Origin of the sequence: Escherichia sp. WS1451 (assembly GCF_046487365.1) — a bacterium.
GTDB lineage: Bacteria > Pseudomonadota > Gammaproteobacteria > Enterobacterales > Enterobacteriaceae > Escherichia > Escherichia coli.
In genome coordinates, this window is the sequence record NZ_JBJQJP010000003.1 from 1 (window position 1) to 26774 (window position 26774).

Consider the following 26774-nt stretch of genomic DNA (forward strand, 5'->3'; position numbering starts at 1 on the left):
GAATCAAAAAAGAATAAAACTCAGTCTTGGGGGACTCAGCCCGGTAGAATACCGGACTGAGTATCAAAAAGCCGGTTAACTGAAACTGTCCAGGTTTTGGGGTTCAGTTCAATCTTATCCGGCGCTTACTCGCCCTTTTTCGCCGCCTGGATATACAGCATCTCCAGCGCCAGCGTCGCCGCAGCCAGAGCGGTGATTTCCGACTGATCGTATGCCGGAGCCACCTCCACTACGTCCATCCCAACGATGTTGAGATCTTTCAGGCCGCGTACCAGTTTAATGGCGCGATCGGAGGTCAGGCCGCCAATCACCGGCGTACCAGTTCCCGGCGCGAAAGCAGGATCCAGACAGTCGATATCAAAAGTCAGGTAAACCGGCATATCACCTACAATCTGTTTCACTTGAGCGATAACGTCATCCACGCTGCGATCGTTCACCTGGCAGGCGTCCAGCACGGTAAAACCGTTGTCTTTATCAAACTCGGTACGAATACCAATCTGCACGGAATGATTCGGGTCGATCAGACCTTCTTTCGGCGCGGTATAGAACATGGTGCCGTGGTCAAATTCACAACCGTTCGCATAGGTGTCGGTGTGGGCGTCAAAGTGTACCAGCGCCATTTTGCCGAAATGCTTCGCATGAGCACGCAGCAGCGGCAGCGTAACAAAGTGGTCACCACCGAAGGAGAGCATACGCTTACCGGCAGCCAGCAGCTTCTCGGCGTGCGCCTGCAGCTTCTCGCTCATCTCACGGGCATCGCCGAAGGCATATACCAGATCGCCGCAGTCCACGACGTTCAGGCGCTCACGCATGTCGAAATTCCACGGGAAGCGATTGTGTTCCCAGGCCAGATTCGTCGAAACCTGACGGATCGCTGCCGGACCGTGGCGACCACCCGCACGACCAGAAGTGGCCATATCGAACGGCACGCCAGTAATCACCCAGTCAGCATCGCTGTCATATGGCTGGAAGTTCATCGGCAGGCGTAAAAAACCAAAGGCGTTGGAAACCAGTGAGTTATCGTATTGATGACCTAAGGTGCTCATGGATGGACTCCTATTACAAAGTCGATATAAAAAAACCCTTCCGCGTCGTTAGGCCCGACGAGGAAGGGTTGGATTTGCGAAACACAAGTTTGCGCTAATTATCGCCTTAAATGGACGAGGCATCAAGCGAGGTTGCTATTTCCGACACGGTGGCGGCGCATAGCCATTGTTGTCCGCCGGAAAGGCTTGTCCAGAGCACGGCGGCAGCGCGTTTTGCGCCGGGCCTTGTAATTCAAAGGCGGCAAAGCCGATTACACCGGTATTACGCACATCGCCTTGCGCCGAATTGGCTGCGTAGGAATCAGCAACGTTGGCGAACTGAAAAGCCGCTTCGGTATGTTTATCTTTGCGGAATCCTTTAATCGCTAACGAATCTCCGGCATTCACAATATAGCCGTTGTTATTCAGCGAACCTTGCTTGCCGTTCAGCACATCCAGGCCATCAACCGTAGCAACGATCTCGTAGTTGGTATTACGACTGTAATTGCGGACATATAATTGATAATTCATTCCTACTCTGGCATGGACAATATAGCGTGGTTCATTATTGGATGAATCATAAACCCGCGTAATAGGTAGAGAATTAAAATTACCATCGCGAATAGCATATTCAAGTTCGTTAATACGAATGCTATAAACGCGGTCGTAGCCCGAAGGAACAGTAGTCGAATAACTAATAACGATCATCTCTGCCGGATCGCGCCAGGCTCGCTCAGCAGATACGCCCTGAACCGATGAGTGCACATCCCCACCCCAGGCGGTGCCGACATTGCCCGATGTACTGCTATTATACTGCGCATTACTGGAACAACCGGCCAGCAGCACGACTAATGCTATCAACGCGCTACGTACTTTCCATTTTTTCATAACCGTTCCCTCTGCATTTAATTAATGCAGCGATTGTAGGGGGATTATTTAATAAGAAAAGCAGCTAAATTATTTTTAAGAATATATAAAAAGAAAGCGGGCCGATTTACGTAAATAAATCGACCCGCCAGCGGAATAATCTTAATTATTCATCTTCAAGATAAGTATAACCGTACAAACCTGCCTCGAACTCTTCAAGGAACTGTTGTTGCAGTTCAGCATCAAGATCGGTTTTCTTCACTTGATCACGGAACTGGGTTAACAACGTTTTCGGATCGAGCTGTACATATTGCAGCATATCCGCCACGGTATCGCCTTCGTCAGACAGTTCTACTTCTACGCTGCCGTCAGGGAAGACGAACACGTCAACCGCTTCGGTATCACCGAACAGGTTGTGCATGTTGCCGAGGATCTCCTGATATGCGCCGACCATGAAGAAACCGAGCATCGGCGGATTCTCTGGATCGTACTCCGGCATTGGCATTGTCGTGGCAATACCATCACCATCAATATAGTGATCAATAGCACCGTCAGAGTCACAGGTAATATCCAGCAGCACAGCGCGGCGTTCCGGCACTTGATCCAGCCCTTCCAGCGGCAGAACCGGGAACAACTGGTCGATCCCCCATGCGTCCGGCATCGACTGGAACAGCGAGAAGTTGACGTACATTTTGTCCGCCATACGTTCCTGCAGTTCGTCGATAATCGGACGATGCGCACGGTTTTGCGGATCCAGTTGCTTCTGCACTTCATGGCACATGCTCAGATAGAGTTGTTCTGCCCATGCACGTTCTTGCAGGCTAAAGGTACCGGAAGAGTAGCCGATATGAATGTCGTGCAGATCCATCTGGCTGTCGTGTAACCATTCACGCAGAGAACGGCGAGTTCCCGGTTCGTGCATCTCCTGCCAGGTTTCCCACATGCTTTGCAGGGCGCGCGGTGCGTCTTCTGCAGGCGCGGTCGGCACCGTGTATTCGTTACGTTCCACGCCGATGATATTCGACACCAGCACGGTGTGATGCGCAGTCACCGCACGACCCGACTCGGTGATTACCGTCGGATGTGGCAGACCATTTTCTTCACACGCATCACCAATCGCCCAGATGATGTTGTTGGCGTATTCATTGAGGCCGTAGTTCACCGAACAGTCGGACTGCGAACGGGTGCCTTCATAGTCCACGCCCAGACCGCCGCCGACGTCGAAGCACTGAATATTGACGCCCAGCTTGTGCAGCTCAACATAGAAACGCGCGGATTCACGAACGCCTGTCGCGATATCGCGAATATTCGCCATCTGCGAACCGAGGTGGAAGTGCAGCAGTTGCAGGCTGTCGAGACGCCCGGCTTCACGCAGCGTTTCAACCAGTTGCAGTACCTGAGTCGCCGCCAGGCCAAACTTCGATTTTTCCCCGCCGGAGGACTGCCATTTACCCGAGCCCTGCGAAGCCAGACGTGCACGCACGCCCAGACGAGGAACGACATTCAGACGTTCTGCTTCATCCAGCACAATGGCAATTTCTGACATCTTCTCAATGACCAGATAGACCTTGTGGCCCATCTTCTCGCCAATTAATGCCAGGCGGATATATTCGCGGTCCTTATAACCGTTGCAGACGATGACGCTACGGGTCATGCCAGCATGTGCCAGCACTGCCATCAACTCCGCTTTGGAACCGGCTTCCAGACCCAGCGGTTCGCCCGAATGAATCAGGGACTCAATCACGCGACGGTGCTGGTTAACTTTGATCGGATAAACAAGGAAGTAATCGCCGTTATAGCCGTAGGATTCCCGCGCACGTTTGAACGCGGCGTTAATGGAACGCAAACGGTGCTGCAGGATCTGTGGGAAACAGAACAGTGCAGGCAGACGCTGACCCTGTGCTTCGCGAGTTTTCACTAACTGCGCGAGATCGACGCGAGCTTCCGGGACGTCCGGGTCCGGGCACACGCTAATGTGGCCCAGCTCGTTAACGTCATAGTAGTTATTGCCCCACCAGGCAATATTGTAAGTACGCAGCATCTTGCTGGCTTCCTGGGAGCTCATTGCAACCTCCTGCATGGAGCGTAGTACACCGTGTTCGCCCGCTGACGAAGGCAAACCCATAGACATGTCGTCAGACATAGCGAACCTCAAATTATTTTATTAAGTGTAAAACAGTTAACGACTATCGCAGCCTGGAACTGCGATAACAACCCATAAGCACATGGATTTTCCAGCAGTGAATGCTGACGCTCCAACTGCGCAACCGGTTTCTTTTTCATAACATTATTAAGCACATAACCGAACGTAAGTGTGACAGTTCGGCGAAACCACGAGAAAACTCTTGTTTTTACAAGAGCGCCCTTGTTCAGTCCTCAGTAGCTGTAACCAGCTCTTGAATCCTGAGAAGCGCCGAGATGGGTATAACATCGGCAGGTATGCAAAGCAGAGATGCAGAGTGCGGGGAACGAATCTTCACCAGAACGGTGAGACAGGTTAAGCAGCAGACAACGGTTCATTATTTCGTATCACCTCCACGGCCGCCTGTTAAGACGAACCCACAAGCCAAAACTCTGTTTTCAACCCGGCTGGAAGTGGCAACACGAAAGAAACGTCGTGTGCTTTTTATTTAAGCCGCGCGCCGCGTTTTATACCCCACAATGGCAGAAAATTGCAAAAGATAAATACGCAGAATGCCAGCATTGTCAGGAAAAATTTCCAGCCACGTTTTTAACAGAATGAGACACGATTCAAAAAAAAGTGGAAATTGGGTGAAGAACTGACCTAAAATAGCCATCCAGATGTTAATCCATCCATACCGATTAACACTCAGACTGCCAGTGTTTTTAACCTGCAGAGTCGTGGTAGGATCCGCTACCACAGAAAATCCACACAACAGTTTGAGCTAACCAAATTCTCTTTAGGTGATATTAAATATGGCAAAACACCTTTTTACGTCCGAGTCCGTCTCTGAAGGGCATCCTGACAAAATTGCTGACCAAATCTCTGATGCCGTTTTAGACGCGATCCTCGAACAGGATCCGAAAGCACGCGTTGCTTGCGAAACCTACGTAAAAACCGGCATGGTTTTAGTTGGCGGCGAAATCACCACCAGCGCCTGGGTAGACATCGAAGAGATCACCCGTAACACCGTTCGCGAAATTGGCTATGTGCATTCCGACATGGGCTTTGACGCTAACTCCTGTGCGGTTCTGAGCGCCATCGGTAAACAGTCTCCTGACATCAACCAGGGCGTTGACCGTGCCGATCCGCTGGAACAGGGCGCGGGTGACCAGGGTCTGATGTTTGGCTACGCAACCAATGAAACCGACGTGCTGATGCCAGCGCCTATCACCTATGCACACCGTCTGGTACAGCGTCAGGCTGAAGTGCGTAAAAACGGCACTCTGCCGTGGCTGCGCCCGGACGCGAAAAGCCAGGTGACTTTCCAGTATGACGACGGCAAAATCGTTGGTATCGATGCTGTCGTGCTTTCCACTCAGCACTCTGAAGAAATCGACCAGAAATCGCTGCAAGAAGCGGTAATGGAAGAGATCATCAAGCCGATTCTGCCGGCTGAATGGCTGACTTCTGCCACCAAATTCTTCATCAACCCGACCGGTCGTTTTGTTATCGGTGGCCCGATGGGTGACTGCGGTCTGACTGGTCGTAAAATTATCGTTGATACCTACGGCGGCATGGCACGTCACGGTGGTGGTGCATTCTCTGGTAAAGATCCATCAAAAGTGGACCGTTCCGCAGCGTACGCAGCACGTTATGTCGCGAAAAACATCGTTGCTGCTGGCCTGGCCGATCGTTGTGAAATTCAGGTTTCCTACGCAATCGGCGTGGCTGAACCGACCTCTATCATGGTGGAAACTTTCGGTACCGAGAAAGTGCCTTCTGAACAACTGACTCTGCTGGTACGTGAGTTCTTTGACCTGCGTCCATACGGTCTGATTCAGATGCTGGATCTGCTGCACCCGATCTACAAAGAAACCGCAGCATACGGTCACTTTGGTCGCGAACATTTCCCGTGGGAAAAAACCGACAAAGCGCAGCTGCTGCGCGATGCTGCCGGTCTGAAGTAATCTTTCTTCACCTGCTTTCAAAGGCCAGCCTCGCGCTGGCCTTTTTCTTTTACCTCACCGCGGTGGATAGGCGTTCACGCGGCATCCGGCAAAAAGCTGCCCGCACAATAACATCATTCTTCCTGAACACGTTTTACCGCAAATTATCATCGCTACTGAAACCGATTACACCAACCACACCAGCCAAAGATTTGTAATATTTTCATATTATTATTCGGTTTTCACAGTTGTTACATTTCTTTTCAGTAAAGTCTTAATTGTAGATAACAGCGTTTAATCTATGATGATATAACTCAATTATTTTCATGCACTTAAATCATAACTAAGATAAATGTTAGTGTAAGCGATTACACTGATGTGATTTGCTTCACATCTTTTTACGTCGTACTCACCTATCTTAATTCACAATAAAAAATAACCATATTGGAGGGCATCATGCCTGACGCTAAAAAACAGGGGCGGTCAAACAAGGCAATGACGTTTTTCGTCTGCTTCCTTGCTGCTCTGGCGGGATTACTCTTTGGCCTGGATATCGGTGTAATTGCTGGCGCACTGCCGTTTATTGCAGATGAATTCCAGATTACTTCGCACACGCAAGAATGGGTCGTAAGCTCCATGATGTTCGGTGCGGCAGTCGGTGCGGTGGGCAGCGGCTGGCTCTCCTTTAAACTCGGGCGCAAAAAGAGCCTGATGATCGGCGCAATTTTGTTTGTTGCCGGTTCACTGTTCTCTGCGGCTGCGCCAAACGTTGAAGTACTGATTCTTTCCCGCGTTCTGCTGGGGCTGGCTGTGGGTGTGGCCTCTTATACCGCACCACTGTACCTCTCTGAAATTGCGCCGGAAAAAATTCGCGGCAGTATGATCTCGATGTATCAGTTGATGATCACTATCGGGATCCTCGGTGCTTATCTTTCTGATACCGCCTTCAGCTACACCGGTGCATGGCGCTGGATGCTGGGTGTGATTATCATCCCGGCAATTTTGCTGCTGATTGGTGTCTTCTTCCTGCCAGACAGCCCTCGTTGGTTTGCCGCCAAACGCCGTTTTGTTGATGCCGAACGCGTGCTGCTGCGCCTGCGTGACACCAGCGCGGAAGCGAAACGTGAACTGGATGAAATCCGTGAAAGTTTGCAGGTTAAACAGAGTGGCTGGGCGCTGTTTAAAGAGAACAGCAACTTCCGCCGCGCGGTGTTCCTTGGCGTACTGTTGCAGGTAATGCAGCAATTCACCGGGATGAACGTCATCATGTATTACGCGCCGAAAATCTTCGAACTGGCGGGTTATACCAACACTACCGAGCAAATGTGGGGGACGGTGATCGTCGGCCTGACTAACGTACTCGCCACCTTTATCGCAATCGGCCTTGTTGACCGCTGGGGACGTAAACCAACGCTAACGCTGGGCTTCCTGGTGATGGCTGCTGGCATGGGCGTACTCGGTACAATGATGCATATCGGTATCCACTCTCCGTCGGCGCAGTATTTCGCTATCGCCATGCTGCTGATGTTTATTGTTGGCTTTGCCATGAGTGCCGGTCCGCTGATTTGGGTACTGTGCTCCGAAATTCAGCCGCTGAAAGGCCGCGATTTTGGCATCACCTGCTCCACCGCCACCAACTGGATTGCCAACATGATCGTTGGCGCAACGTTCCTGACCATGCTCAACACGCTGGGTAACGCCAACACCTTCTGGGTGTATGCGGCTCTGAACGTACTGTTTATCCTGCTGACATTGTGGCTGGTGCCGGAAACCAAACACGTTTCGCTGGAACATATTGAACGTAATCTGATGAAAGGTCGTAAACTGCGCGAAATCGGCGCTCACGATTAATCTCCTCAGGCTTCCTCCCGTCGCGGAGGAAGCCACCTCTTGCAGTCATCTTTTCTTCGCTCTATCCTCTGCCGCTATGAAAACATCCCGTCTCCCTATCGCCATCCAACAGGCCGTTATGCGTCGCCTGCGGGAAAAACTCGCCCAGGCCAACCTGAAGCTAGGGCGTAACTACCCGGAGCCAAAACTCTCTTACACCCAGCGCGGCACCTCCGCCGGAACAGCCTGGCTGGAAAGCTATGAAATCCGCCTCAATCCCGTTTTGCTGTTGGAAAACAGTGAAGCCTTTATTGAAGAAGTGGTGCCGCACGAACTGGCACATTTGCTGGTATGGAAACATTTCGGCCGCGTAGCACCACATGGCAAAGAGTGGAAGTGGATGATGGAAAGCGTGCTGGGCGTTCCCGCCCGTCGTACGCATCAGTTCGAACTGCAATCCGTGCGTCGCAACACCTTCCCCTACCGCTGCAAGTGCCAGGAGCATCAGCTTACCGTACGCCGCCATAATCGCGTAGTTCGTGGCGAGGCCGTCTATCGCTGTGTTCACTGCGGTGAACAGCTGATTGCAAAGTAACCACCTGAACTATCAGGAACTTTCCTGATCTGGCTGATTGCATACTAAAACAACTTTCGCTACGTTGCTGGCTCGTTTTAACACGGAGTAAGTGATGTACCGTTATTTGTCTATTGCTGCGGTGGTACTGAGCGCAGCATTTTCCGGCCCGGCGTTGGCCGAAGGTATCAATAGTTTTTCTCAGGCGAAAGCCGCGGCGGTAAAAGTCCACGCTGACGCGCCCGGTACGTTTTATTGCGGATGTAAAATTAACTGGCAGGGCAAAAAAGGCGTTGTTGATCTGCAATCGTGCGGCTATCAGGTGCGCAAAAATGAAAACCGCGCCAGCCGCGTAGAGTGGGAACACGTCGTTCCCGCCTGGCAATTCGGTCACCAGCGCCAGTGCTGGCAGGACGGTGGACGTAAAAATTGCGCCAAAGATCCGGTCTATCGCAAGATGGAAAGCGATATGCATAACCTGCAACCGTCAGTCGGCGAGGTGAATGGCGATCGCGGCAACTTTATGTACAGCCAGTGGAATGGCGGCGAAGGCCAGTACGGTCAATGCGCCATGAAGGTCGATTTCAAAGAAAAAGCTGCCGAACCACCAGCGCGTGCACGCGGTGCCATTGCGCGCACCTACTTCTATATGCGCGACCAATACAACCTGACACTCTCCCGCCAGCAAACGCAGCTGTTCAACGCATGGAACAAGATGTATCCGGTTACCGACTGGGAGTGCGAGCGCGATGAACGCATCGCGAAGGTGCAGGGCAATCATAACCCGTATGTGCAACGCGCTTGCCAGGCGCGAAAGAGCTAACCTACACTAGCGGGATTCTTTTTGTTAACCCCTACCCCGCGCGTACAACCGCGTGGGGAGACGACGCGGATTTTTAACTATGCGTATCCCCCGCATTTATCATCCTGAACCACTAACCAGCCATTCTCACATCGCGCTTTGCGAAGATGCCGCCAACCATATCGGGCGCGTACTGCGCATGGGGCCGGGACAGGCGTTGCAATTGTTTGACGGCAGCAACCAGGTCTTTGACGCCGAAATTACCAGCGCCAGTAAAAAAAGCGTGGAAGTGAAAGTGCTGGAAGGCCAACTCGACGATCGTGAATCTCCGCTGCATATTCACCTCGGTCAGGTGATGTCGCGTGGCGAAAAAATGGAATTTACTATCCAGAAATCGATCGAACTCGGTGTAAGCCTCATTACGCCACTTTTTTCTGAACGCTGCGGCGTTAAACTGGATAGTGAACGTCTGAACAAGAAGCTCCAGCAGTGGCAGAAGATTGCAATTGCTGCCTGTGAGCAGTGTGGTCGTAACCGGGTGCCGGAAATCCGTCCAGCGATGGATCTGGAAGCCTGGTGTGCAGAGCAGGATGAAGGACTGAAACTGAATCTTCACCCGCGCGCCAGTAACAGCATCAACACGTTGCCGTTACCGGTTGAACGCGTCCGCCTGCTGATTGGCCCGGAAGGCGGTTTATCGGCAGATGAAATTGCCATGACTGCCCGCTATCAATTTACTGATATCCTGTTGGGACCTCGCGTTTTGCGTACAGAGACAACTGCGCTCACCGCCATTACCGCGCTACAAGTACGATTTGGCGATTTGGGCTAACGGAGAAGAATAATGATCAAGCTCGGCATCGTGATGGACCCCATCGCAAACATCAACATCAAGAAAGATTCCAGTTTCGCTATGTTGCTGGAAGCACAGCGTCGTGGTTACGAACTTCACTATATGGAGATGGGCGATCTGTATCTGATCAATGGCGAAGCCCGCGCCCATACCCGCACGCTGAACGTGAAGCAGAACTACGAAGAGTGGTTTTCGTTCGTCGGTGAACAGGATCTGCCGCTGGCCGATCTCGATGTGATCCTGATGCGTAAAGACCCGCCGTTTGATACCGAGTTTATCTACGCGACCTATATTCTGGAACGTGCCGAAGAGAAAGGGACGCTGATCGTTAACAAGCCGCAGAGCCTGCGCGACTGTAACGAGAAACTGTTTACTGCTTGGTTCTCTGACTTAACGCCAGAAACGCTGGTTACGCGCAATAAAGCGCAGCTAAAAGCGTTCTGGGAGAAACACAGCGACATCATTCTTAAGCCACTGGACGGTATGGGCGGCGCGTCGATTTTCCGCGTGAAAGAAGGCGATCCAAACCTCGGCGTGATTGCCGAAACCCTGACTGAGCATGGCACTCGCTACTGCATGGCGCAAAATTACCTGCCAGCCATTAAAGATGGCGACAAACGCGTGCTGGTGGTAGATGGCGAGCCGGTACCGTACTGCCTGGCGCGTATTCCGCAGGGGGGCGAAACCCGTGGCAATCTGGCTGCCGGTGGTCGCGGTGAACCTCGTCCGCTGACGGAAAGTGACTGGAAAATCGCCCGTCAGATCGGGCCGACGCTGAAAGAAAAAGGGCTGATTTTTGTTGGTCTGGATATCATCGGCGACCGTCTGACTGAAATTAACGTCACCAGCCCAACCTGTATTCGTGAGATTGAAGCAGAGTTTCCGGTGTCGATCACCGGAATGTTAATGGATGCCATCGAAGCACGTTTACAGCAGCAGTAACCCTGTTTAGCGAGAGGGATCTCGTTGAGACTATGAGTGACAGCGCCCTTCTTTCCACGCATACTGGGCGCTGTTGCTTTTTTGAACCAGGAAACAGAACCTCTGACAATGAATTTACAGCATCACTTTCTTATTGCCATGCCTGCTCTCCAGGATCCGATTTTCCGTCGTTCCGTGGTCTACATTTGCGAACATAATACCAATGGTGCAATGGGGATCATCGTCAACAAGCCGCTGGAAAATCTCAAAATTGAAGGGATTCTGGAAAAGCTGAAGATCACGCCGGAGCCGCGTGATGAATCAATCCGTCTGGATAAACCGGTTATGCTCGGCGGTCCGCTGGCTGAAGATCGCGGGTTTATTTTGCATACTCCGCCCTCCAATTTTGCTTCCAGCATTCGCATTTCAGACAACACGGTGATGACCACTTCCCGCGATGTGCTGGAAACGCTCGGCACCGATAAACAACCGTCTGACGTATTGGTGGCTCTGGGTTATGCCTCCTGGGAGAAAGGTCAACTGGAACAAGAAATTCTCGATAACGCGTGGCTAACGGCCCCGGCAGATCTGAATATTCTGTTCAAAACGCCGATTGCCGACCGCTGGCGCGAGGCGGCAAAACTGATTGGTGTGGATATTCTCACCATGCCTGGTGTGGCAGGACACGCCTGATGAGTGGAACCTTACTCGCCTTCGACTTCGGTACCAAAAGCATTGGTGTAGCGGTCGGCCAACGCATTACCGGCACCGCTCGCCCATTGCCTGCAATTAAAGCACAGGACGGTACGCCGGACTGGAACATTATCGAGCGTTTACTGAAAGAGTGGCAGCCGGACGAAATCATCGTCGGTTTGCCGCTGAATATGGACGGCACCGAACAGCCGTTAACCGCCAGAGCGCGTAAATTTGCCAACCGTATTCATGGTCGTTTCGGTGTTGAAGTAAAGCTCCATGACGAGCGTCTTAGCACCGTGGAGGCACGTTCCGGTCTGTTTGAACAGGGCGGCTATCGGGCGCTCAACAAAGGCAAAGTCGACTCTGCCTCTGCGGTTATTATTCTCGAAAGCTATTTCGAGCAGGGATATTAAGGCGATTTAAAAGCCTGGCGGATAGTCGTTACCGTCATCTTGCCGGATGCGGCGTGAACGCCTTATCCAGCACACATCTGGCAGCGGCTGTAGGTCTGATAAGACGCGTTAGCGTCGCATCAGACGTTTATTGCCGGGTGCTGCGTTTGTATGCCTGATAAGCGTAGCGCATCAGGCATATTTACTAAACTAATCAATCACTTTAGCCTCACAAACGTCCTTCCCCCACCCGCTGCTGATAACTCTGCTGAAACGTTAACATCCCCACCTGCTGCCCGGTTTGAATAACATGCGGCAACTGGTGGGTTTTCCCTTCGCGAATCAAATTCCCCACCGCGGGAGTGTTAATCAGTAATTCAAACAGCGCCACGCGTCCTTCCTGTTTATCCACTTCCAGCTTTTGTGACAGCACTGCCCGTAAACTACCCGCCAGTTGATTACGTACGGGATCTTTTTCCTGCGCCGGAAATGAATCCACCAGTCGCTCAACTGCCTGCGCGGCACCACGTGTATGTAATGTTGCCAGCACCAAATGCCCGGTTTCTGCCGCCGTAAGCGCCAGACGGATTGTCTCGCTGTCACGTAGCTCTCCGAGCAAAATCACATCGGGATCTTCCCGCAATGCGGCACGCAATCCCGATGCGAACGTCATACAGTGCAAACCAATCTCCCGCTGCTGGATCAAACATCGCTGGCTGGCATAGAGATATTCAACAGGATCTTCCAGCGTCAGAATATGCGCATCGGCATGTTGATTGAGATAGCCAACCATCGCCGCCAGCGTGGTAGATTTGCCGCTCCCCGTCGCCCCCGTCACCAGAATCAGGCCATTCTCGCTCTTGAGTAATTCCGGCAATACCGGTGGCGCACCAAGCTGTTCGAGCTGTGGACAGTGCGAAGGTAACAACCGTAATGCCAGAGAAATACCTTGCCGTTGCGCGAACGCACTGCCACGCAACCGCTGGTTTTCCGCCAGCGACACAGCAAAATCCAGCTGACCATTCTCCAGCAATATTGCCCGCTGATCGTCATCCAGCCACTCCCGCAGTAGCTCTTCGACGTCCGGCGCATCAAACGGCACAGCTTCCATTCGCCCGCGAATACGCCATCGTGCGGGCCAGGCGCTGCACAGGTGTAGATCCGAGACGTTATGCTTTACACTAAGGGCCACAATTTCTTCCATATTCATACTAAGATCCTCGGAAAATGAACGATATTGCGCATAACCTGGCACAGGTCCGGGACAAAATCTCAGCGGCTGCAACGCGTTGCGGCCGTTCTCCAGAAGAAATTACGCTGCTTGCAGTCAGTAAAACAAAACCTGCGAGCGCCATCGCAGAAGCCATTGATGCCGGGCAGCGTCAATTTGGTGAAAACTACGTTCAGGAAGGGGTAGATAAAATTCGCCACTTTCAGGAACTGGGCATAACAGGATTAGAATGGCATTTTATTGGCCCGTTGCAGTCTAATAAAAGCCGCCTGGTGGCAGAGCATTTCGACTGGTGTCATACCATCGACCGTTTGCGCATTGCTACCCGCCTCAACGATCAGCGCCCGGCAGAACTTCCCCCTCTTAACGTACTGATTCAAATTAATATTAGTGATGAAAACAGTAAGTCCGGGATTCAACTGGCAGAACTGGACGAGCTGGCAGCTGCGGTCGCTGAACTACCGCGTTTACGTCTGCGCGGGCTGATGGCAATCCCTGCGCCTGAGTCAGAATATGTAAGGCAGTTTGAAGTTGCACGCCAAATGGCTGTAGCATTTGCCGGACTGAAAACGCGCTACCCGCATATCGACACGCTCTCTCTGGGAATGTCGGACGATATGGAAGCCGCTATTGCGGCAGGTAGCACGATGGTTCGTATCGGCACTGCAATTTTTGGTGCGCGTGATTACTCTAAAAAATAAGGAATTAAAGGAACGCCATGAATACGTTGACTTTCCTGCTTTCAACGGTCATTGAGCTGTATACCATGGTGCTGTTATTACGCATCTGGATGCAGTGGGCTCATTGTGATTTTTACAACCCCTTCTCACAGTTTGTGGTGAAGGTGACGCAGCCGATTATCGGACCACTGCGCCGCGTTATTCCGGCAATGGGACCGATTGACAGCGCCTCGCTGCTGGTTGCCTATATTCTCAGTTTTATCAAAGCCATCGTGCTGTTTAAAGTGGTGACCTTCCTGCCAATCATCTGGATTGCCGGTTTACTGATTCTGCTGAAAACCATCGGCCTGCTGATTTTCTGGGTCCTGCTGGTGATGGCGATTATGAGCTGGGTAAGCCAGGGTCGTAGCCCGATTGAATACGTGCTGATTCAGCTGGCCGATCCGCTGCTGCGCCCGATTCGCCGCCTGCTACCGGCAATGGGTGGGATTGATTTCTCGCCGATGATCCTCGTTCTGCTGCTGTATGTCATCAATATGGGTGTCGCAGAAGTATTACAGGCAACCGGAAACATGCTGCTGCCGGGGCTGTGGATGGCGTTATGAGTGCCGTAACAGTTAATGATGACGGTCTGGTTTTACGGCTCTATATTCAGCCGAAAGCCAGCCGTGATTCTATTGTCGGTTTACATGGCGACGAGGTAAAAGTCGCCATTACCGCGCCGCCGGTTGACGGCCAGGCCAACAGCCATCTGGTGAAGTTTCTCGGTAAGCAATTCCGGGTTGCCAAAAGCCAGGTGGTGATTGAAAAAGGCGAACTTGGCCGCCACAAACAAATTAAAATCATTAATCCGCAACAAATCCCGCCAGAAATCGCGGCGTTAATTAATTAGGTATCCTATGCAAAAAGTTGTCCTCGCAACCGGCAATGCCGGTAAAGTGCGTGAGCTGGCGTCGCTGCTTAGCGACTTCGGTCTTGATATCGTGGCCCAAACAGACCTCGGCGTAGATTCCGCTGAAGAAACCGGCCTGACCTTTATTGAAAACGCGATTCTGAAAGCGCGCCATGCGGCAAAAGTGACCGGTTTACCGGCAATTGCCGACGACTCTGGTCTGGCGGTAGATGCGCTGGGTGGCGCGCCGGGTATTTACTCCGCGCGTTATTCCGGTGAAGACGCGACCGATCAAAAGAATCTGCAAAAACTGCTGGAAACGATGAAAGACGTACCGGACGACCAACGTCAGGCGCGTTTCCACTGCGTGCTGGTATATCTGCGTCACGCGGAAGATCCGACTCCGCTGGTGTGCCACGGTAGCTGGCCGGGCGTGATTACTCGTGAACCAGCGGGCACTGGTGGCTTTGGTTATGATCCAATCTTCTTCGTACCTTCCGAAGGGAAAACCGCTGCCGAACTGACCCGCGAAGAAAAGAGCGCCATTTCCCACCGTGGTCAGGCATTGAAACTGCTGCTGGACGCTTTACGTAATGGTTAAATTACCGCCGCTGAGTCTCTACATTCACATCCCGTGGTGCGTGCAGAAATGCCCGTACTGCGATTTCAACTCTCACGCGTTGAAAGGAGAAGTGCCGCACGACGATTATGTTCAGCATCTGCTTAACGATCTGGACAACGATGTGGCTTACGCTCAGGGCCGTGAAGTAAAGACAATCTTTATTGGCGGTGGTACGCCGAGCCTGCTTTCCGGCCCGGCGATGCAAACGCTGCTGGACGGCGTGCGTGCGCGTTTGCCGCTGGCAGCGGATGCAGAAATTACTATGGAAGCGAACCCTGGTACGGTAGAAGCCGATCGCTTTGTCGATTATCAGCGTGCTGGTGTGAACCGCATCTCTATTGGTGTGCAGAGTTTTAGCGAAGAAAAGCTGAAACGACTTGGGCGCATTCATGGCCCGCAAGAAGCGAAACGAGCTGCGAAGCTGGCGAGCGGTTTAGGGTTACGTAGCTTTAACCTTGATTTGATGCATGGGCTGCCGGATCAATCACTGGAAGAGGCGCTAGGCGATCTGCGCCAGGCTATTGAACTGAATCCGCCGCATCTTTCCTGGTATCAACTGACCATCGAACCTAATACGCTGTTTGGCTCTCGCCCGCCGGTGCTGCCGGACGACGATGCGTTGTGGGATATATTCGAACAGGGGCATCAGTTATTAACCGCAGCGGGCTATCAGCAGTATGAAACATCCGCTTACGCTAAACCAGGTTATCAGTGCCAGCACAATCTCAACTACTGGCGTTTTGGCGACTACATCGGTATTGGCTGCGGCGCGCACGGCAAAGTGACCTTCCCGGATGGGCGCATTCTGCGTACCACCAAAACGCGTCATCCGCGTGGTTTTATGCAGGGAAGATATCTGGAAAGCCAGCGTGATGTCGAAGCCGCAGATAAGCCGTTTGAGTTCTTTATGAATCGCTTCCGTCTGTTGGAAGCCGCGCCGCGCGTGGAGTTTAGCCAGTATACTGGCCTTTCTGAAGAAGTTATTCGCTCTCAGTTAGACGAGGCCATCGCTCAGGGTTATCTCACAGAATGTGCGGATTACTGGCAGATAACGGAACATGGTAAATTATTCTTAAACTCACTTCTTGAATTATTCCTCGCTGAGTAATCATTAATGCGCCTGCGGGCGCATTAATCACTTCTTTTACCCCCCGTTAATTAACTTCGGCAAAAATATATTTCTTACTGAATAAATATCGACGATATTTATTATATATATTTAGTGAATATTTACTCATCATTTATTGATTATAAACATGTACAACCTGGCGCACAAATTTAATATTTAATTTCTGACTTTATTTCAAGTTGTGATAAACATAGACAAGTTGTCAGACAGGTTAACCAATTTGTCGCACAAAGCACTGATAAGCACAATTAGATATCAACCAATTTCCATCCTTCAACAGGGAGTTTTTTTATGAAAATGAGGTCATTTACCCGCTCATTAGTCTGCGCATCCTTGCTGGCTCTGGTTAGCACTGGCGTAAACGCCGCAGAAAAAGTGACGTTAAAGTTAGCACACAACCTGGAAAGAAGTCATGTTGTACATCAGAGTTTTGAAGAGCTGGCGAAAGAGGTAAAACAGCTGTCAAAAGGTAATATGGTGATCCGTATTTATCCCAGCAGCCAGATGGGTAATGCGCGAGAAACTATGGAATTGTTGCAAAATGGCGCACTGGATATGACCAAAGGTTCCGCCAGTGATCTGGAGTCTTTTGATAATATTTATGCTATCTATAATTTGCCGTTCTTATTTAAAGATCAGGCTCACTTCAACAAAGTTGTTTTTGGTGAAGTTGGTAAAGAAATTATGGACTCAACAAAAGACAAAGGCTTTTTTGCTTTATCAGCTTATGTAGCGGGTACACGCAGTTTCTATGCGAAAAAACCGATTACTAAGCCAGAAGATCTTAAAGGGCTGAAAATTCGTGTTCAGCCAAGCCCGACCACCATCAAAATGATTGAACTGATGGGTGGCTCACCCACTCCAATTTCATTTGGCGAAGTTTATACTGCGATGCAGCAAGGTGTAGTAGATGGCGCAGAAAATAACGTGCCTTCCTGGGTGCAGACTCGACATATCGAAATTGCCAAAGTCTTTTCTGAAGATGAACATGCCTCAATTCCTGACTTTTTGGTTATCTCCACCAAAACATGGAATAAATTAACCCCAGAACAGCAACAAATCCTCGAAACAGCGGCGAAGAAATCCGAAGCTTATCAACAAAAATTGTGGGAAAAAATTGACGCTGACACACGTGCTCAGGCGAAAGCTATGGGTGGTGAAATCGTTAAGGTTGATAAAGCCCCATTCCGTGCCGCAGTTCAACCTCTGTTTGACGACTTCAAAAAAGATCCAAAACAAGCTGCTTTGTTAGAGAAATTCGATAACGCTGCTCAATAATATTTCGGGCCAGTCTCTGGCCCTGATTTTCCAGGATGCTTACAATGATATTTAACCGCCTGAAACTTGCGGTAGACCGCGTCATTGCCGCGTTTTCTGTCGCCGTCATGCTTGCTCTGGTTGTATGCGTAGTCTGGCAAGTATTTAGCCGCTACGTACTTAACCAGCCAAGTACATTAACCGATGAGCTGGCACGCTTTTTGATGATCTGGGTAGGATTATTAGGTGCTGCATATACCGTCGGCGCGCAGAGACATCTCTCTATCGATTTATTTGCTCTCGCCCTGAATAAGCGCAAGCAATTACTTCTTAGTATAGTCATTAACATTCTCATTTTAGGTTTTGCCGGTTCGGTCATTGTGACTGGTGGCCTGAAATTAATTGATAAAACGCTGGCAACATCACAAGTATCTGCCGCTATGCAAATACCGATGGGATACGTATATATCATTCTGCCATTAAGTGGAGTGGTGATGATGTTTTATGCCTTGTGTTTTATTAATCAAAGCATTCAACAACTGAAACAACCTGCGCAGGAGGCCAGTTAATGGATAGTTATATCGCGCTTACACTATTTGGCTGTTTTTTTGTGCTGGTCTTTATTGGTGTGCCCATTTCGTTCTCAATCGGTATTGCCACTGTAGCTTCAATGCTTTTGATGTTTCCCTGGGATATCGCGGCAATCACTGTTTCGCAACGACTGGCTAATGGACTGGATAACTTTGCCCTGTTGGCAATCCCCTTTTTCATCTTTGCCGGAACGCTGATGAACAGCGGCGGTATTGCGATACGTTTGATTAACCTCGCCCAGGTAATGGTTGGTCGGGTTCCTGGTTCACTTGGTCATGTGAACGTCCTGGCGAATATGATGTTTGGTTCCATTTCTGGTTCAGCCGTTGCGGCAGCTGCTGCCGTTGGTGGCACACTGAATCCCATTCAGACCAAAGAAGGTTATGATCCGGCATTTTCTACCGCTGTAAACGTCTCATCTTGTATTACTGGATTACTGATACCGCCCTCAAACGTGTTAATTGTGTTTTCCCTGACAGCTGGCGGCGTTTCTGTAGCATCGCTATTTATGGCGGGATATTTGCCAGGGATCTTAATGGGTCTCGCGGTAATGATAGTCTGCGGCATTATTGCTAAACGCCGTGGCTACCCGCTTTCAGAAAGAGCAACCTTCGCTCAGGCCTGTAAAGCGTTTCTGGATGCCTTACCAAGTTTGCTTCTGGTGTTCATTGTGATGGGCGGCATTCTGGGCGGCATTTTTACCGCAACTGAAGCGTCTGCGATTGCCGTTGTCTACACATTTATTCTCTCGGTGCTGATTTACCGGGAAGTAAAATGGCGCGATTTACCCAAACTGATTCTGGAATCGGTTGTTACCACTTCGATTGTATTACTGTTGATCGGTTTTTCCGTGGGCATGTCCTGGGCAATGACCAATGCTGATATTCCTTATATGATCAGCGACGCGTTGATGGGGATTTCTGATAACCCACTGGTCATATTGCTGCTGATTAATATCGTCTTATTAATTGTCGGCATCTTTATGGACATGACACCGGCTGTACTAATCTTCACACCAATCTTCTTGCCGATTGCACAAGAGCTGGGAATGGATCCGGTACATTTCGGTATTATGATGGTGGCTAACCTTTGTATTGGGCTGTTAACACCGCCGGTGGGTAGTGCGCTATTTGTTGGTTGTTCTATTTCAGGTGTGAAGATTCAACATTTGATCAAACCATTGCTGCCATTTTATGCCGCATTGTTAATCGCGTTGATGATGATCACTTACATCCCGCAAATATCCTTGTTCATTCCACAGCTACTAGGGCTAATGTAAAAAATAATTTGCCGGATAACTTTTTATATTATCCGGCAAAGGCACTTAACATGAGTTACTTAATCACCCCATTGCGCCGCAGTTGTTCGGTATCTTTTTTCCAGCGTTCATTAGCCTGGTTGATATCGTCAATTTTCATCAAAATCGCGACTTTTTTACTGTTTATTTCTGAAACTTTCATCGTTAACGGATATTGCCCTTTATCGAGCGTTATCCAGTCATCCTGCAATTTACGGGTAAGTTTTTGTGATTGCAGAAAAGTCTGTCGCCGTTGTTCGTTGATATCGAAATCTCGCTTCTGCTGAATCGGCACTTCATAACACTCTTCACTCTGTTTATGACATGCCGCAATCGCCGGTTGATAAACCTCTTTGTCATATTTAACCGCGAACGCCTCGCTATCGTTCTGTTTATTAAACTCATCACGCTGTTGGTGAATTTTTTTAAAGGCGTCTTCGCGGGTCATTTGCTTACCATTTGCATCTTTTCCCCAATATGCATCCGCTGCTTTCTGCGCCGCCACCATTTGCTTATCAAGCGCTTTCACTTCCTTTTCCAGCGCAGGAATCGAGTTCTTCTGGGTATTCAACGCAGTCTCAAGCTGACTAAAGCGATAATTGAAATCTTCGCTATTCACAATCAGATATTTATTATTCGTTTTGATATCGTCGACCACCCGCCCACGATCGCTGGCTGCCGCCTGAAAAGAGTAAAAGTTCACCGACCAGCCAGACGCGGGCGTTCCTTTACTGGTTAACATCGCCGAGAATTTTACCGGTTTATCTTTCGTCCAGGTCTGTTCGAGCAGTTCGTAATCTGCCAACTGACCGACCCAGGTATAGAGATCGTCACTGGAAGAGACATCGCCTTCCGCTGACCAGGTGGCCTGATTACCCTTAGCATCAAGATTTTTTAAGGTGATGGCATCAAGCTTGAGAATGCCGTGATACTGCTTTTTGAATTGATCTTTTAAGATATTTTCAGTTGGCGATTCGCCATCTGCCCAGACATTACCAGTCATCAACATAAACAGCGCCGTGCCAACAATCCATTGCTTTTTCACCCGAAAACCCTCGCGCGGAATAATTTATTCCGGTGATTATCATCAGGGTAATGAAAATTGACAATGGACGTAAGTCTGAAGTGAAAAAGCCCCGGCACGATACCGGGGCGAGGTGATTAGTACTGATTGAAGATCTGCTGGATCTGCTGCGGATCTTTGGTTTGCGTCAGAGCCAGTTGCAGCAGAACGCGCGCTTTTTGCGGGTTCAACGTGCCAGAGGCGACGAAGCCGTATTTCGCATCATCGACTTCGGCATCCTGAGTGGTAGCGCCCGTCGGTACGCGGGAAGAACGCACGACTGCAGTGCCGTTTTTCGCGGCGGTCGCCAGAGTGTCAAATACGGTTTTATACAGGTTGCCGTTACCCACACCAGCGCTAACAATGCCATCATAGCCCGCATCTACCAGTGCTTTAGCCGGAAGATCGGATGCGTTAGCGTAGTTATAAACAATGCCGACTTTCGGCAGTTCATTCAGCTTAGAGACATCGAACGGCGTGTCGCTGGTGTGCTTACGTGCCGGGGTACGTTGGTAGTCAATCTTACCGTTGTGAATGTAACCCAGAGGACCGTAGTTAACAGACTTGAAGGTCGCTACGTCGGTGGTGTTGGTTTTGGTGACATCGCGACCGTCCAGTACGGTGTCGTTCATCACCACCAGCACGCCACGATTAGCGGAGGCTTTATCAGCTGCGGTCACTACCGCGTTATACAGGTTGAATGGACCGTCTGCGCTCATGGACGTGGACGGGCGCATTGCGCCGACCATCACCACCGGTTTGTCGCATTTCACCGTCAGGTCGAGGAAGTAAGCGGTTTCTTCCATCGTGTCGGTACCGTGGGTAATGACGAAGCCGTCGGTTTTATCGCAGTCGGTGTTAATTTTTTTCGCCAGTGTCAGCCAGACATCATCGTTCATGTCCTGGGAGCCAATATTCACTACCTGCTCGCCTTTAACGTTCGCAATGTCCTTCAGTTGCGGCACCGCATTAACCAGATTTTCTACGCCAACTTTACCCGCTGTGTAGTTAGATTTGGTTGCGGAGTCACCACCACCGGCAATGGTCCCGCCGGTTGCTAAAATGGTGATATTGGGTAATGCCAATGCTGCACCACTAAAACCCATAACCAGTGCGGCAAGTGCCGTCTTTTTGAAAAACTCCATTTCATTCCTCCAGTTACGTGAACGCTACGCATTATCCCTTAGCTTTGTATGGGAAATTTGACGTTAAACAATTTACAACATGAATATATTTTGGAGATCTACAAAGTTAGAGGCAGGTAACAAAACGAAGAATTAAACGGCATAAAAAAGTATTATGCCGTCTTAAAATAGAGGATTATTTTAAATTCCCGACCAGGGCTTTGCGACTATCTTCCAGAGTCACAACGCGGCTACAAACATCTTTGCCAAACTGTTGGAAATCTTTTTCCTGCTTTTTCCATTCGGTTTGGATTGAGGATTGCAGACCGCCCAGGCTTCCCAGCACATTCTGTAATGGGTTACCACCGCTTTTCAGCACCGCTTTCGCGCCCATTTCATTAATGCTGTCCTGTAAAATTCCGCCCATTGCCTGATTCACTAATTGCTGGCCTTCGGCGCGAACCTGATCAATGGCTTTATAGTGGAACGTCAGGCCATCGCTGCGCGTTTCGATAATGCGGTTCATCTGCTCTTTCAGCTGCGCATCAAGTTTGGTCAGACGGCTGCGCATTTTGCTGCTTTCGCCCATCTCCTGAACGATAATTTTATCCAGCGCAATACGGGCTTTCTCGACGCGGATTTTCGCGCCTTCATCAATCCATGGCAGGGTGCTACGCAGTTCAGCCTGATAATCCTTCGCCTGCTCGCGCTGGGCGGCGTTCAGGGAATATTGCTTACCGTTATACATCACGTTGCCGTCTGGCGTGATCACCAGATTGCCGTTTTCGCCCTTCACCTGCACGGTTTGCGGGCTGACAATCACATCGTCACGCGGCGTGACGCTGCACTGGTAGTCGGCGTGAGCGGTCATTGCCGTCACTGAAAGTGCTGCCGCCAGCAGCATTTTGCGCATCATAGTCTTCCCTCAAGAACAAATCAGGCCAGCATTTGCTGGCCCCAGATTGATAACAAAGTGCGCGTTTTCCATGCCGGATGCGGCGTAAACGCCTTATCCAGCCTACTCGATCGTGCATCTTTATAGGCCTGATAAGCGTAGCACATCAGGCAGTTTTGCATTTGTCATCGCCCGTATGCTTTCTTAGTCCCACCAAACGTCGAAAAGTTCGCTGGTGCGTACCTCTTCCAGTTTGCGTTCTTCCAGCCACTTACGCACAATCGCCTGATGTTCTTCGGTGCATTTGCCGATTTCCTGCATGCAGATCAGACCTTCCCAGGCCAGATAACCGCTGCCGTCAAAGGCCAGTTTGTTCGGTTCGATAACCTCGTTAATAAAGTCATCAACGGTTTTATCAATCTGTTCTTCCGATGTACCTTCCGGGAATCGCCATGCCACCGAAAATCCTAATTCCTGGAATTCGTCGATGTGCATTTTTTTACGCAGACGACGGCTACGGTTCTTTGCCATTATTTCACCCTCTCGAACATTAAGTCCCATACTCCGTGACCAAGACGATGACCACGTTGTTCAAATTTCGTCACCGGACGTGATGCCGGACGCGGTACGTAATCATTGCTCTCTGACAGGTTTTTATAACCGTCAATAGAAGACATCACTTCAAGCATATGTTCCGCATAAGGTTCCCAGTCGGTCGCCATATGGAATACGCCCCCCAGTTGCAGTTTGCTTTTTACCAGTTCGGCAAACGGCACCTGAACGATACGGCGTTTATTATGGCGCGCTTTGTGCCACGGGTCAGGGAAAAAGAGCTGCACCATGCGCAATGAATTGTCAGGAATCATTTTATGCAGCACTTCAACCGCATCGTGACACATCACGCGCAGGTTGCTTAAGCCCTCTTCATGCGCAGAAGCCAGGCACGCACCAACGCCCGGTGAATGCACTTCAATGCCGAGGAAGTCCTGCTCGGGGCGATCTTTAGCCATTGCCACCAGCGACGCCCCCATGCCGAAACCAATCTCAAGCGTCACCGGCGCTTCACGGCCAAAAAGCGCAGGGAAATCCAGCATATCTTCGCTGAACTCAACGCCCATCACCGGCCAGTAGTTTTCCAGCGCATGTTCCTGGCCTTTGGTCAGTCGCCCCTGGCGGCGCACAAAACTACGGATACGGCGCAGCGGGCGGCCGTTTTCATCAAATTCCGGTGAGATGACGTCGTTTTTCATAAAGATTTAGTCGCTTGTGAAAGTGTTCTGAAAACGGGCATTATCCAAAGTTAGTTGCCGGATGCAAGCATGATAAGGCCGTGGCTGCGGAAAGTTCCGGTTTACACCCTGCCGTCGCTGTGCTGCAATCTTGCCCCCAACAACAGTGAATTCGGTGACCATGCAAGCGTCGCAATTTTCAGCCCAGGTTCTGGACTGGTACGATAAATACGGGCGGAAAACGCTGCCCTGGCAAATTGACAAGACGCCCTACAAAGTATGGCTCTCAGAAGTGATGTTGCAACAAACTCAGGTTGCGACCGTTATCCCCTATTTTGAACGCTTTATGGCGCGCTTCCCAACGGTGACCGATCTCGCCAATGCGCCGCTCGACGAAGTTCTCCACTTGTGGACCGGGCTTGGCTATTACGCCCGCGCGCGCAATCTGCATAAAGCGGCACAACAAGTGGCGACCTTACACGGCGGTAAATTCCCGGAAACCTTTGAAGAAGTCGCGGCGTTACCGGGCGTCGGGCGTTCCACCGCAGGCGCGATTCTCTCGCTTTCTCTGGGTAAGCACTTTCCGATTCTCGACGGTAACGTCAAACGGGTGCTGGCGCGCTGCTATGCTGTAAGCGGCTGGCCTGGGAAAAAAGAGGTCGAGAATAAATTATGGAGTTTGAGCGAGCAGGTGACGCCCGCGGTTGGCGTGGAACGGTTTAACCAGGCGATGATGGATTTGGGCGCGATGATTTGTACGCGCTCGAAGCCGAAATGCTCGCTCTGTCCGCTACAAAACGGGTGTATTGCCGCCGCCAACAATAGCTGGTCGCTTTATCCGGGCAAAAAACCAAAGCAGACGCTACCGGAGCGCACGGGTTACTTTTTACTGTTACAGCATGATGATGAGGTATTGCTGGCGCAGCGCCCGCCGAGTGGATTGTGGGGCGGTTTATACTGTTTCCCGCAGTTTGCCGATGAAGAAAGTTTGCGACTATGGCTGGCGCAACGGCAGATTGCTGCCGATAACCTGACGCAACTGACCGCGTTTCGGCATACCTTCAGCCATTTCCACTTAGATATTGTGCCTATGTGGCTTCCCGTGTCGTCATTCACCGGCTGCATGGATGAAGGCAATGCGCTCTGGTATAACTTAGCGCAACCGCCGTCAGTTGGCCTGGCGGCTCCCGTGGAGCGTTTGTTACAGCAGTTACGCACTGGCGCGCTGGTTTAGCGCGTGAGTCGATAAAGAGGATGATTTATGAGCAGAACGATTTTTTGTACTTTCCTGCAACGTGATGCAGAAGGTCAGGATTTTCAGCTGTACCCCGGCGAGCTGGGAAAACGCATCTATAACGAGATATCCAAAGAAGCCTGGGCGCAGTGGCAGCACAAACAAACCATGCTGATTAATGAAAAGAAACTCAACATGATGAATGCCGAGCACCGCAAACTGCTGGAGCAGGAGATGGTCAACTTCCTGTTCGAGGGTAAAGAGGTGCATATCGAGGGCTATACGCCGGAAGACAAAAAATAAAAACAGTGCCGGAGGTCGCCTCCGGCAACTTGCATAAAACAAACACAACACGCACCCGGAATGATGAAAAAATATCTCGCGCTGGCTTTGATTGCGCCGTTGCTCATCTCCTGTTCGACGACCAAAAAAGGCGATACCTATAACGAAGCCTGGGTCAAAGACACCAACGGTTTTGATATTCTGATGGGGCAATTTGCCCACAATATTGAGAACATCTGGGGATTCAAAGAGGTAGTGATCGCCGGTCCTAAGGACTACGTGAAATACACCGATCAATATCAGACCCGCAGCCACATCAACTTCGATGACGGTACGATTACTATCGAAACCATCGCCGGGACAGAACCTGCCGCGCATTTGCGCCGGGCAATAATCAAAACGTTGCTGATGGGGGACGATCCGAGTTCGGTCGATCTCTATTCCGACGTTGATGATATTACGATTTCGAAAGAACCTTTCCTTTACGGTCAGGTGGTGGACAACACCGGGCAGCCGATTCGCTGGGAAGGTCGCGCGAGCAACTTCGCGGATTATCTGCTGAAAAACCGTCTGAAGAGCCGCAGCAACGGGCTGCGTATCATCTACAGCGTAACCATTAACATGGTGCCGAACCACCTTGATAAACGTGCGCACAAATATCTCGGCATGGTCCGCCAGGCGTCACGGAAATATGGCATTGATGAGTCGCTGATTCTGGCAATTATGCAGACTGAATCTTCCTTTAACCCGTATGCGGTCAGCCGTTCCGATGCGCTGGGGTTAATGCAGGTGGTACAACATACTGCCGGGAAAGATGTGTTCCGTTCGCAGGGGAAATCCGGCACGCCGAGCCGCAGTTTCTTGTTTGATCCTGCCAGCAATATTGATACCGGCACCGCGTATCTCGCGATGCTGAACAACGTTTATCTCGGCGGAATTGATAACCCTACATCCCGGCGTTATGCCGTCATCACCGCCTATAACGGCGGAGCAGGCAGCGTGCTGCGAGTCTTTTCGAATGACAAGATTCAGGCGGCCAATATTATTAACACCATGACGCCGGGCGATGTTTATCAGACGCTGACGACCCGCCATCCTTCTGCGGAATCTCGCCGTTATCTTTATAAAGTGAATACCGCGCAAAAATCCTACCGCCGCCGATAATTCCACTAACCGCCCCTGACGATGCTCAGGGGCAAAAATGTTATCCACATCAC

32 protein-coding genes are annotated in these 26774 nt (G+C 50.6%); 20 read left to right on the forward strand and 12 right to left on the reverse strand.

Annotated features, from left to right (window positions below):
- Positions 1 to 79, forward strand: a 79-nt coding sequence (locus tag ACJHX7_RS05320) for an IS3 family transposase (RefSeq protein ID WP_322967685.1), incomplete at its 5' end; no start/stop codon positions are given.
- Positions 80 to 125: 46 nt separating this feature from the next.
- Here the strand turns inward: ACJHX7_RS05320 and speB are convergent.
- From speB to yqgD, 6 genes are all read right to left on the reverse strand, one after another.
- Positions 126 to 1046, reverse strand: a complete 921-nt coding sequence (speB, locus tag ACJHX7_RS05325) for an agmatinase (protein ID WP_000105566.1) — start codon at positions 1044 to 1046, stop codon at positions 126 to 128.
- 135 nt (positions 1047 to 1181) lie between these two features.
- Entirely contained in the window at positions 1182 to 1913 is a 732-nt protein-coding gene (locus ACJHX7_RS05330) for a hypothetical protein (RefSeq protein ID WP_000758898.1), read from the reverse strand.
- 145 nt (positions 1914 to 2058) lie between these two features.
- Positions 2059 to 4035, reverse strand: coding sequence for a biosynthetic arginine decarboxylase (gene speA, locus ACJHX7_RS05335; protein WP_001295380.1), 1977 nt, complete (start codon positions 4033 to 4035; stop codon positions 2059 to 2061).
- Between the two features lie 8 nt (positions 4036 to 4043).
- Positions 4044 to 4175, reverse strand: coding sequence for an acid stress response protein YqgB (yqgB, locus tag ACJHX7_RS05340; RefSeq protein ID WP_001297406.1), 132 nt, complete (start codon positions 4173 to 4175; stop codon positions 4044 to 4046).
- A 93-nt stretch (positions 4176 to 4268) separates the two neighbouring features.
- Positions 4269 to 4412: a protein YqgG gene (gene yqgG, locus ACJHX7_RS05345; RefSeq protein ID WP_001297404.1), complete on the reverse strand. Its 144-nt coding sequence runs from the start codon at positions 4410 to 4412 to the stop codon at positions 4269 to 4271.
- A gap of 110 nt (positions 4413 to 4522) precedes the next feature.
- A complete protein-coding gene (yqgD, locus tag ACJHX7_RS05350; RefSeq protein WP_001305310.1) occupies positions 4523 to 4774 on the reverse strand; it encodes a protein YqgD in 252 nt (83 codons plus the stop codon).
- Positions 4775 to 4829: 55 nt separating this feature from the next.
- On the opposite strand from yqgD, the gene metK reads away from it, so the two are divergent.
- From metK to ruvX, 8 genes are all read left to right on the forward strand, one after another.
- Entirely contained in the window at positions 4830 to 5984 is a 1155-nt protein-coding gene (gene metK, locus ACJHX7_RS05355) for a methionine adenosyltransferase (protein ID WP_001062128.1), read from the forward strand.
- A gap of 435 nt (positions 5985 to 6419) precedes the next feature.
- Positions 6420 to 7814 (forward strand): galactose/proton symporter, encoded by a 1395-nt coding sequence (gene galP / locus ACJHX7_RS05360; protein WP_001112301.1) that lies wholly within the window; start codon positions 6420 to 6422, stop codon positions 7812 to 7814.
- 76 nt (positions 7815 to 7890) lie between these two features.
- Positions 7891 to 8388 (forward strand): SprT family zinc-dependent metalloprotease, encoded by a 498-nt coding sequence (locus tag ACJHX7_RS05365; RefSeq protein WP_001296359.1) that lies wholly within the window; start codon positions 7891 to 7893, stop codon positions 8386 to 8388.
- A gap of 94 nt (positions 8389 to 8482) precedes the next feature.
- Positions 8483 to 9190, forward strand: a complete 708-nt coding sequence (gene endA / locus ACJHX7_RS05370) for a deoxyribonuclease I (protein WP_000286500.1) — start codon at positions 8483 to 8485, stop codon at positions 9188 to 9190.
- Positions 9191 to 9269: 79 nt separating this feature from the next.
- Positions 9270 to 10001, forward strand: coding sequence for a 16S rRNA (uracil(1498)-N(3))-methyltransferase (rsmE, locus tag ACJHX7_RS05375; RefSeq protein ID WP_001300912.1), 732 nt, complete (start codon positions 9270 to 9272; stop codon positions 9999 to 10001).
- Between the two features lie 12 nt (positions 10002 to 10013).
- Positions 10014 to 10964 carry a glutathione synthase gene (gshB, locus tag ACJHX7_RS05380; RefSeq protein WP_000593273.1) on the forward strand — a complete coding sequence of 317 codons (951 nt, stop codon included), beginning with the start codon at positions 10014 to 10016 and terminating at the stop codon, positions 10962 to 10964.
- A gap of 108 nt (positions 10965 to 11072) precedes the next feature.
- Positions 11073 to 11636, forward strand: coding sequence for a YqgE/AlgH family protein (locus tag ACJHX7_RS05385; protein WP_001053178.1), 564 nt, complete (start codon positions 11073 to 11075; stop codon positions 11634 to 11636).
- The gene (ruvX, locus tag ACJHX7_RS05390) at positions 11636 to 12052 is read left to right on the forward strand and encodes a Holliday junction resolvase RuvX (protein ID WP_000017106.1); all 417 of its coding nucleotides are present in this window, start codon (positions 11636 to 11638) and stop codon (positions 12050 to 12052) included. The genes ACJHX7_RS05385 and ruvX overlap by 1 nt, the downstream gene beginning before the upstream one ends.
- Before the next feature lie 208 nt (positions 12053 to 12260).
- Here ruvX and ACJHX7_RS05395 read toward each other — a convergent pair whose 3' ends face one another.
- On the reverse strand, positions 12261 to 13241 hold the full coding sequence (locus ACJHX7_RS05395) for a PilT/PilU family type 4a pilus ATPase (RefSeq protein WP_001361345.1): 981 nt from the start codon (positions 13239 to 13241) through the stop codon (positions 12261 to 12263).
- A 17-nt stretch (positions 13242 to 13258) separates the two neighbouring features.
- On the opposite strand from ACJHX7_RS05395, the gene yggS reads away from it, so the two are divergent.
- The 8 genes from yggS to ACJHX7_RS05435 all read left to right on the forward strand — a co-directional run bounded on the left by yggS (position 13259) and on the right by ACJHX7_RS05435 (position 19712).
- Entirely contained in the window at positions 13259 to 13963 is a 705-nt protein-coding gene (yggS, locus tag ACJHX7_RS05400; protein ID WP_000997793.1) for a pyridoxal phosphate homeostasis protein, read from the forward strand.
- A 17-nt stretch (positions 13964 to 13980) separates the two neighbouring features.
- On the forward strand, positions 13981 to 14547 hold the full coding sequence (gene yggT, locus ACJHX7_RS05405) for an osmotic shock tolerance protein YggT (RefSeq protein ID WP_001094831.1): 567 nt from the start codon (positions 13981 to 13983) through the stop codon (positions 14545 to 14547).
- Positions 14544 to 14834, forward strand: a complete 291-nt coding sequence (yggU, locus tag ACJHX7_RS05410; RefSeq protein ID WP_001277222.1) for a DUF167 family protein YggU — start codon at positions 14544 to 14546, stop codon at positions 14832 to 14834. Before yggT ends, yggU begins: the two co-directional genes overlap by 4 nt.
- Before the next feature lie 7 nt (positions 14835 to 14841).
- Entirely contained in the window at positions 14842 to 15435 is a 594-nt protein-coding gene (locus ACJHX7_RS05415; RefSeq protein ID WP_001174738.1) for an XTP/dITP diphosphatase, read from the forward strand.
- Positions 15428 to 16564 (forward strand): radical SAM family heme chaperone HemW, encoded by a 1137-nt coding sequence (hemW, locus tag ACJHX7_RS05420; RefSeq protein ID WP_000239941.1) that lies wholly within the window; start codon positions 15428 to 15430, stop codon positions 16562 to 16564. The genes ACJHX7_RS05415 and hemW overlap by 8 nt, the downstream gene beginning before the upstream one ends.
- Positions 16565 to 16876: 312 nt before the next feature.
- A complete protein-coding gene (locus ACJHX7_RS05425; protein WP_000784004.1) occupies positions 16877 to 17863 on the forward strand; it encodes a TRAP transporter substrate-binding protein in 987 nt (328 codons plus the stop codon).
- A gap of 44 nt (positions 17864 to 17907) precedes the next feature.
- A complete protein-coding gene (locus ACJHX7_RS05430) occupies positions 17908 to 18411 on the forward strand; it encodes a TRAP transporter small permease (protein ID WP_000577032.1) in 504 nt (167 codons plus the stop codon).
- Positions 18411 to 19712: a TRAP transporter large permease gene (locus ACJHX7_RS05435; protein WP_000378954.1), complete on the forward strand. Its 1302-nt coding sequence runs from the start codon at positions 18411 to 18413 to the stop codon at positions 19710 to 19712. The genes ACJHX7_RS05430 and ACJHX7_RS05435 overlap by 1 nt, the downstream gene beginning before the upstream one ends.
- A 55-nt stretch (positions 19713 to 19767) precedes the next feature.
- Here the strand turns inward: ACJHX7_RS05435 and ACJHX7_RS05440 are convergent, their stop codons facing one another.
- The 5 genes from ACJHX7_RS05440 to trmB all read right to left on the reverse strand — a co-directional run bounded on the left by ACJHX7_RS05440 (position 19768) and on the right by trmB (position 24062).
- Positions 19768 to 20775 carry a DUF1202 family protein gene (locus ACJHX7_RS05440; RefSeq protein ID WP_094030310.1) on the reverse strand — a complete coding sequence of 336 codons (1008 nt, stop codon included), beginning with the start codon at positions 20773 to 20775 and terminating at the stop codon, positions 19768 to 19770.
- A gap of 116 nt (positions 20776 to 20891) precedes the next feature.
- Positions 20892 to 21938, reverse strand: a complete 1047-nt coding sequence (gene ansB / locus ACJHX7_RS05445; RefSeq protein ID WP_000394107.1) for an L-asparaginase 2 — start codon at positions 21936 to 21938, stop codon at positions 20892 to 20894.
- A 175-nt stretch (positions 21939 to 22113) separates the two neighbouring features.
- A complete protein-coding gene (locus ACJHX7_RS05450; protein WP_033877847.1) occupies positions 22114 to 22833 on the reverse strand; it encodes a DUF2884 domain-containing protein in 720 nt (239 codons plus the stop codon).
- Positions 22834 to 23016: 183 nt separating this feature from the next.
- On the reverse strand, positions 23017 to 23343 hold the full coding sequence (locus tag ACJHX7_RS05455; RefSeq protein WP_001107565.1) for a YggL family protein: 327 nt from the start codon (positions 23341 to 23343) through the stop codon (positions 23017 to 23019).
- The gene (gene trmB / locus ACJHX7_RS05460; protein WP_000786911.1) at positions 23343 to 24062 is read right to left on the reverse strand and encodes a tRNA (guanosine(46)-N7)-methyltransferase TrmB; all 720 of its coding nucleotides are present in this window, start codon (positions 24060 to 24062) and stop codon (positions 23343 to 23345) included. The genes ACJHX7_RS05455 and trmB overlap by 1 nt, the downstream gene beginning before the upstream one ends.
- Before the next feature lie 160 nt (positions 24063 to 24222).
- On the opposite strand from trmB, the gene mutY reads away from it, so the two are divergent.
- The 3 genes from mutY (at position 24223) to mltC (ending at position 26721) form a co-directional block, all read left to right on the forward strand.
- Positions 24223 to 25275 carry an A/G-specific adenine glycosylase gene (gene mutY / locus ACJHX7_RS05465; protein WP_094030311.1) on the forward strand — a complete coding sequence of 351 codons (1053 nt, stop codon included), beginning with the start codon at positions 24223 to 24225 and terminating at the stop codon, positions 25273 to 25275.
- A 27-nt stretch (positions 25276 to 25302) separates the two neighbouring features.
- Positions 25303 to 25578 carry an oxidative damage protection protein gene (locus ACJHX7_RS05470; RefSeq protein ID WP_072777818.1) on the forward strand — a complete coding sequence of 92 codons (276 nt, stop codon included), beginning with the start codon at positions 25303 to 25305 and terminating at the stop codon, positions 25576 to 25578.
- 63 nt (positions 25579 to 25641) lie between these two features.
- On the forward strand, positions 25642 to 26721 hold the full coding sequence (gene mltC, locus ACJHX7_RS05475; protein WP_001389464.1) for a membrane-bound lytic murein transglycosylase MltC: 1080 nt from the start codon (positions 25642 to 25644) through the stop codon (positions 26719 to 26721).
- The last annotated feature ends 53 nt before the right edge of the window (positions 26722 to 26774 follow it).

Coding starts and splice junctions, on each gene's coding strand:
- speB (WP_000105566.1), bottom strand. CDS start 1,046: ATGAGCACCTTAGGTCATCAATACGATAACTCACTGGTTTCCAACGCC.
- hemW (WP_000239941.1), top strand. CDS start 15,428: ATGGTTAAATTACCGCCGCTGAGTCTCTACATTCACATCCCGTGGTGC.
- gshB (WP_000593273.1), top strand. CDS start 10,014: ATGATCAAGCTCGGCATCGTGATGGACCCCATCGCAAACATCAACATC.
- yggT (WP_001094831.1), top strand. CDS start 13,981: ATGAATACGTTGACTTTCCTGCTTTCAACGGTCATTGAGCTGTATACC.
- ACJHX7_RS05365 (WP_001296359.1), top strand. CDS start 7,891: ATGAAAACATCCCGTCTCCCTATCGCCATCCAACAGGCCGTTATGCGT.
- ACJHX7_RS05435 (WP_000378954.1), top strand. CDS start 18,411: ATGGATAGTTATATCGCGCTTACACTATTTGGCTGTTTTTTTGTGCTG.
- yggU (WP_001277222.1), top strand. CDS start 14,544: ATGAGTGCCGTAACAGTTAATGATGACGGTCTGGTTTTACGGCTCTAT.
- ACJHX7_RS05430 (WP_000577032.1), top strand. CDS start 17,908: ATGATATTTAACCGCCTGAAACTTGCGGTAGACCGCGTCATTGCCGCG.
- galP (WP_001112301.1), top strand. CDS start 6,420: ATGCCTGACGCTAAAAAACAGGGGCGGTCAAACAAGGCAATGACGTTT.
- ACJHX7_RS05455 (WP_001107565.1), bottom strand. CDS start 23,343: ATGGCAAAGAACCGTAGCCGTCGTCTGCGTAAAAAAATGCACATCGAC.
- mutY (WP_094030311.1), top strand. CDS start 24,223: ATGCAAGCGTCGCAATTTTCAGCCCAGGTTCTGGACTGGTACGATAAA.
- yqgG (WP_001297404.1), bottom strand. CDS start 4,412: ATGAACCGTTGTCTGCTGCTTAACCTGTCTCACCGTTCTGGTGAAGAT.
- endA (WP_000286500.1), top strand. CDS start 8,483: ATGTACCGTTATTTGTCTATTGCTGCGGTGGTACTGAGCGCAGCATTT.
- yggS (WP_000997793.1), top strand. CDS start 13,259: ATGAACGATATTGCGCATAACCTGGCACAGGTCCGGGACAAAATCTCA.
- metK (WP_001062128.1), top strand. CDS start 4,830: ATGGCAAAACACCTTTTTACGTCCGAGTCCGTCTCTGAAGGGCATCCT.
- ACJHX7_RS05395 (WP_001361345.1), bottom strand. CDS start 13,241: ATGAATATGGAAGAAATTGTGGCCCTTAGTGTAAAGCATAACGTCTCG.
- ACJHX7_RS05415 (WP_001174738.1), top strand. CDS start 14,842: ATGCAAAAAGTTGTCCTCGCAACCGGCAATGCCGGTAAAGTGCGTGAG.
- ACJHX7_RS05450 (WP_033877847.1), bottom strand. CDS start 22,833: ATGATGCGCAAAATGCTGCTGGCGGCAGCACTTTCAGTGACGGCAATG.
- ACJHX7_RS05385 (WP_001053178.1), top strand. CDS start 11,073: ATGAATTTACAGCATCACTTTCTTATTGCCATGCCTGCTCTCCAGGAT.
- rsmE (WP_001300912.1), top strand. CDS start 9,270: ATGCGTATCCCCCGCATTTATCATCCTGAACCACTAACCAGCCATTCT.
- yqgB (WP_001297406.1), bottom strand. CDS start 4,175: ATGAAAAAGAAACCGGTTGCGCAGTTGGAGCGTCAGCATTCACTGCTG.
- mltC (WP_001389464.1), top strand. CDS start 25,642: ATGAAAAAATATCTCGCGCTGGCTTTGATTGCGCCGTTGCTCATCTCC.
- trmB (WP_000786911.1), bottom strand. CDS start 24,062: ATGAAAAACGACGTCATCTCACCGGAATTTGATGAAAACGGCCGCCCG.
- ACJHX7_RS05425 (WP_000784004.1), top strand. CDS start 16,877: ATGAAAATGAGGTCATTTACCCGCTCATTAGTCTGCGCATCCTTGCTG.
- ACJHX7_RS05470 (WP_072777818.1), top strand. CDS start 25,303: ATGAGCAGAACGATTTTTTGTACTTTCCTGCAACGTGATGCAGAAGGT.
- ansB (WP_000394107.1), bottom strand. CDS start 21,938: ATGGAGTTTTTCAAAAAGACGGCACTTGCCGCACTGGTTATGGGTTTT.
- ruvX (WP_000017106.1), top strand. CDS start 11,636: ATGAGTGGAACCTTACTCGCCTTCGACTTCGGTACCAAAAGCATTGGT.
- speA (WP_001295380.1), bottom strand. CDS start 4,035: ATGTCTGACGACATGTCTATGGGTTTGCCTTCGTCAGCGGGCGAACAC.
- ACJHX7_RS05330 (WP_000758898.1), bottom strand. CDS start 1,913: ATGAAAAAATGGAAAGTACGTAGCGCGTTGATAGCATTAGTCGTGCTG.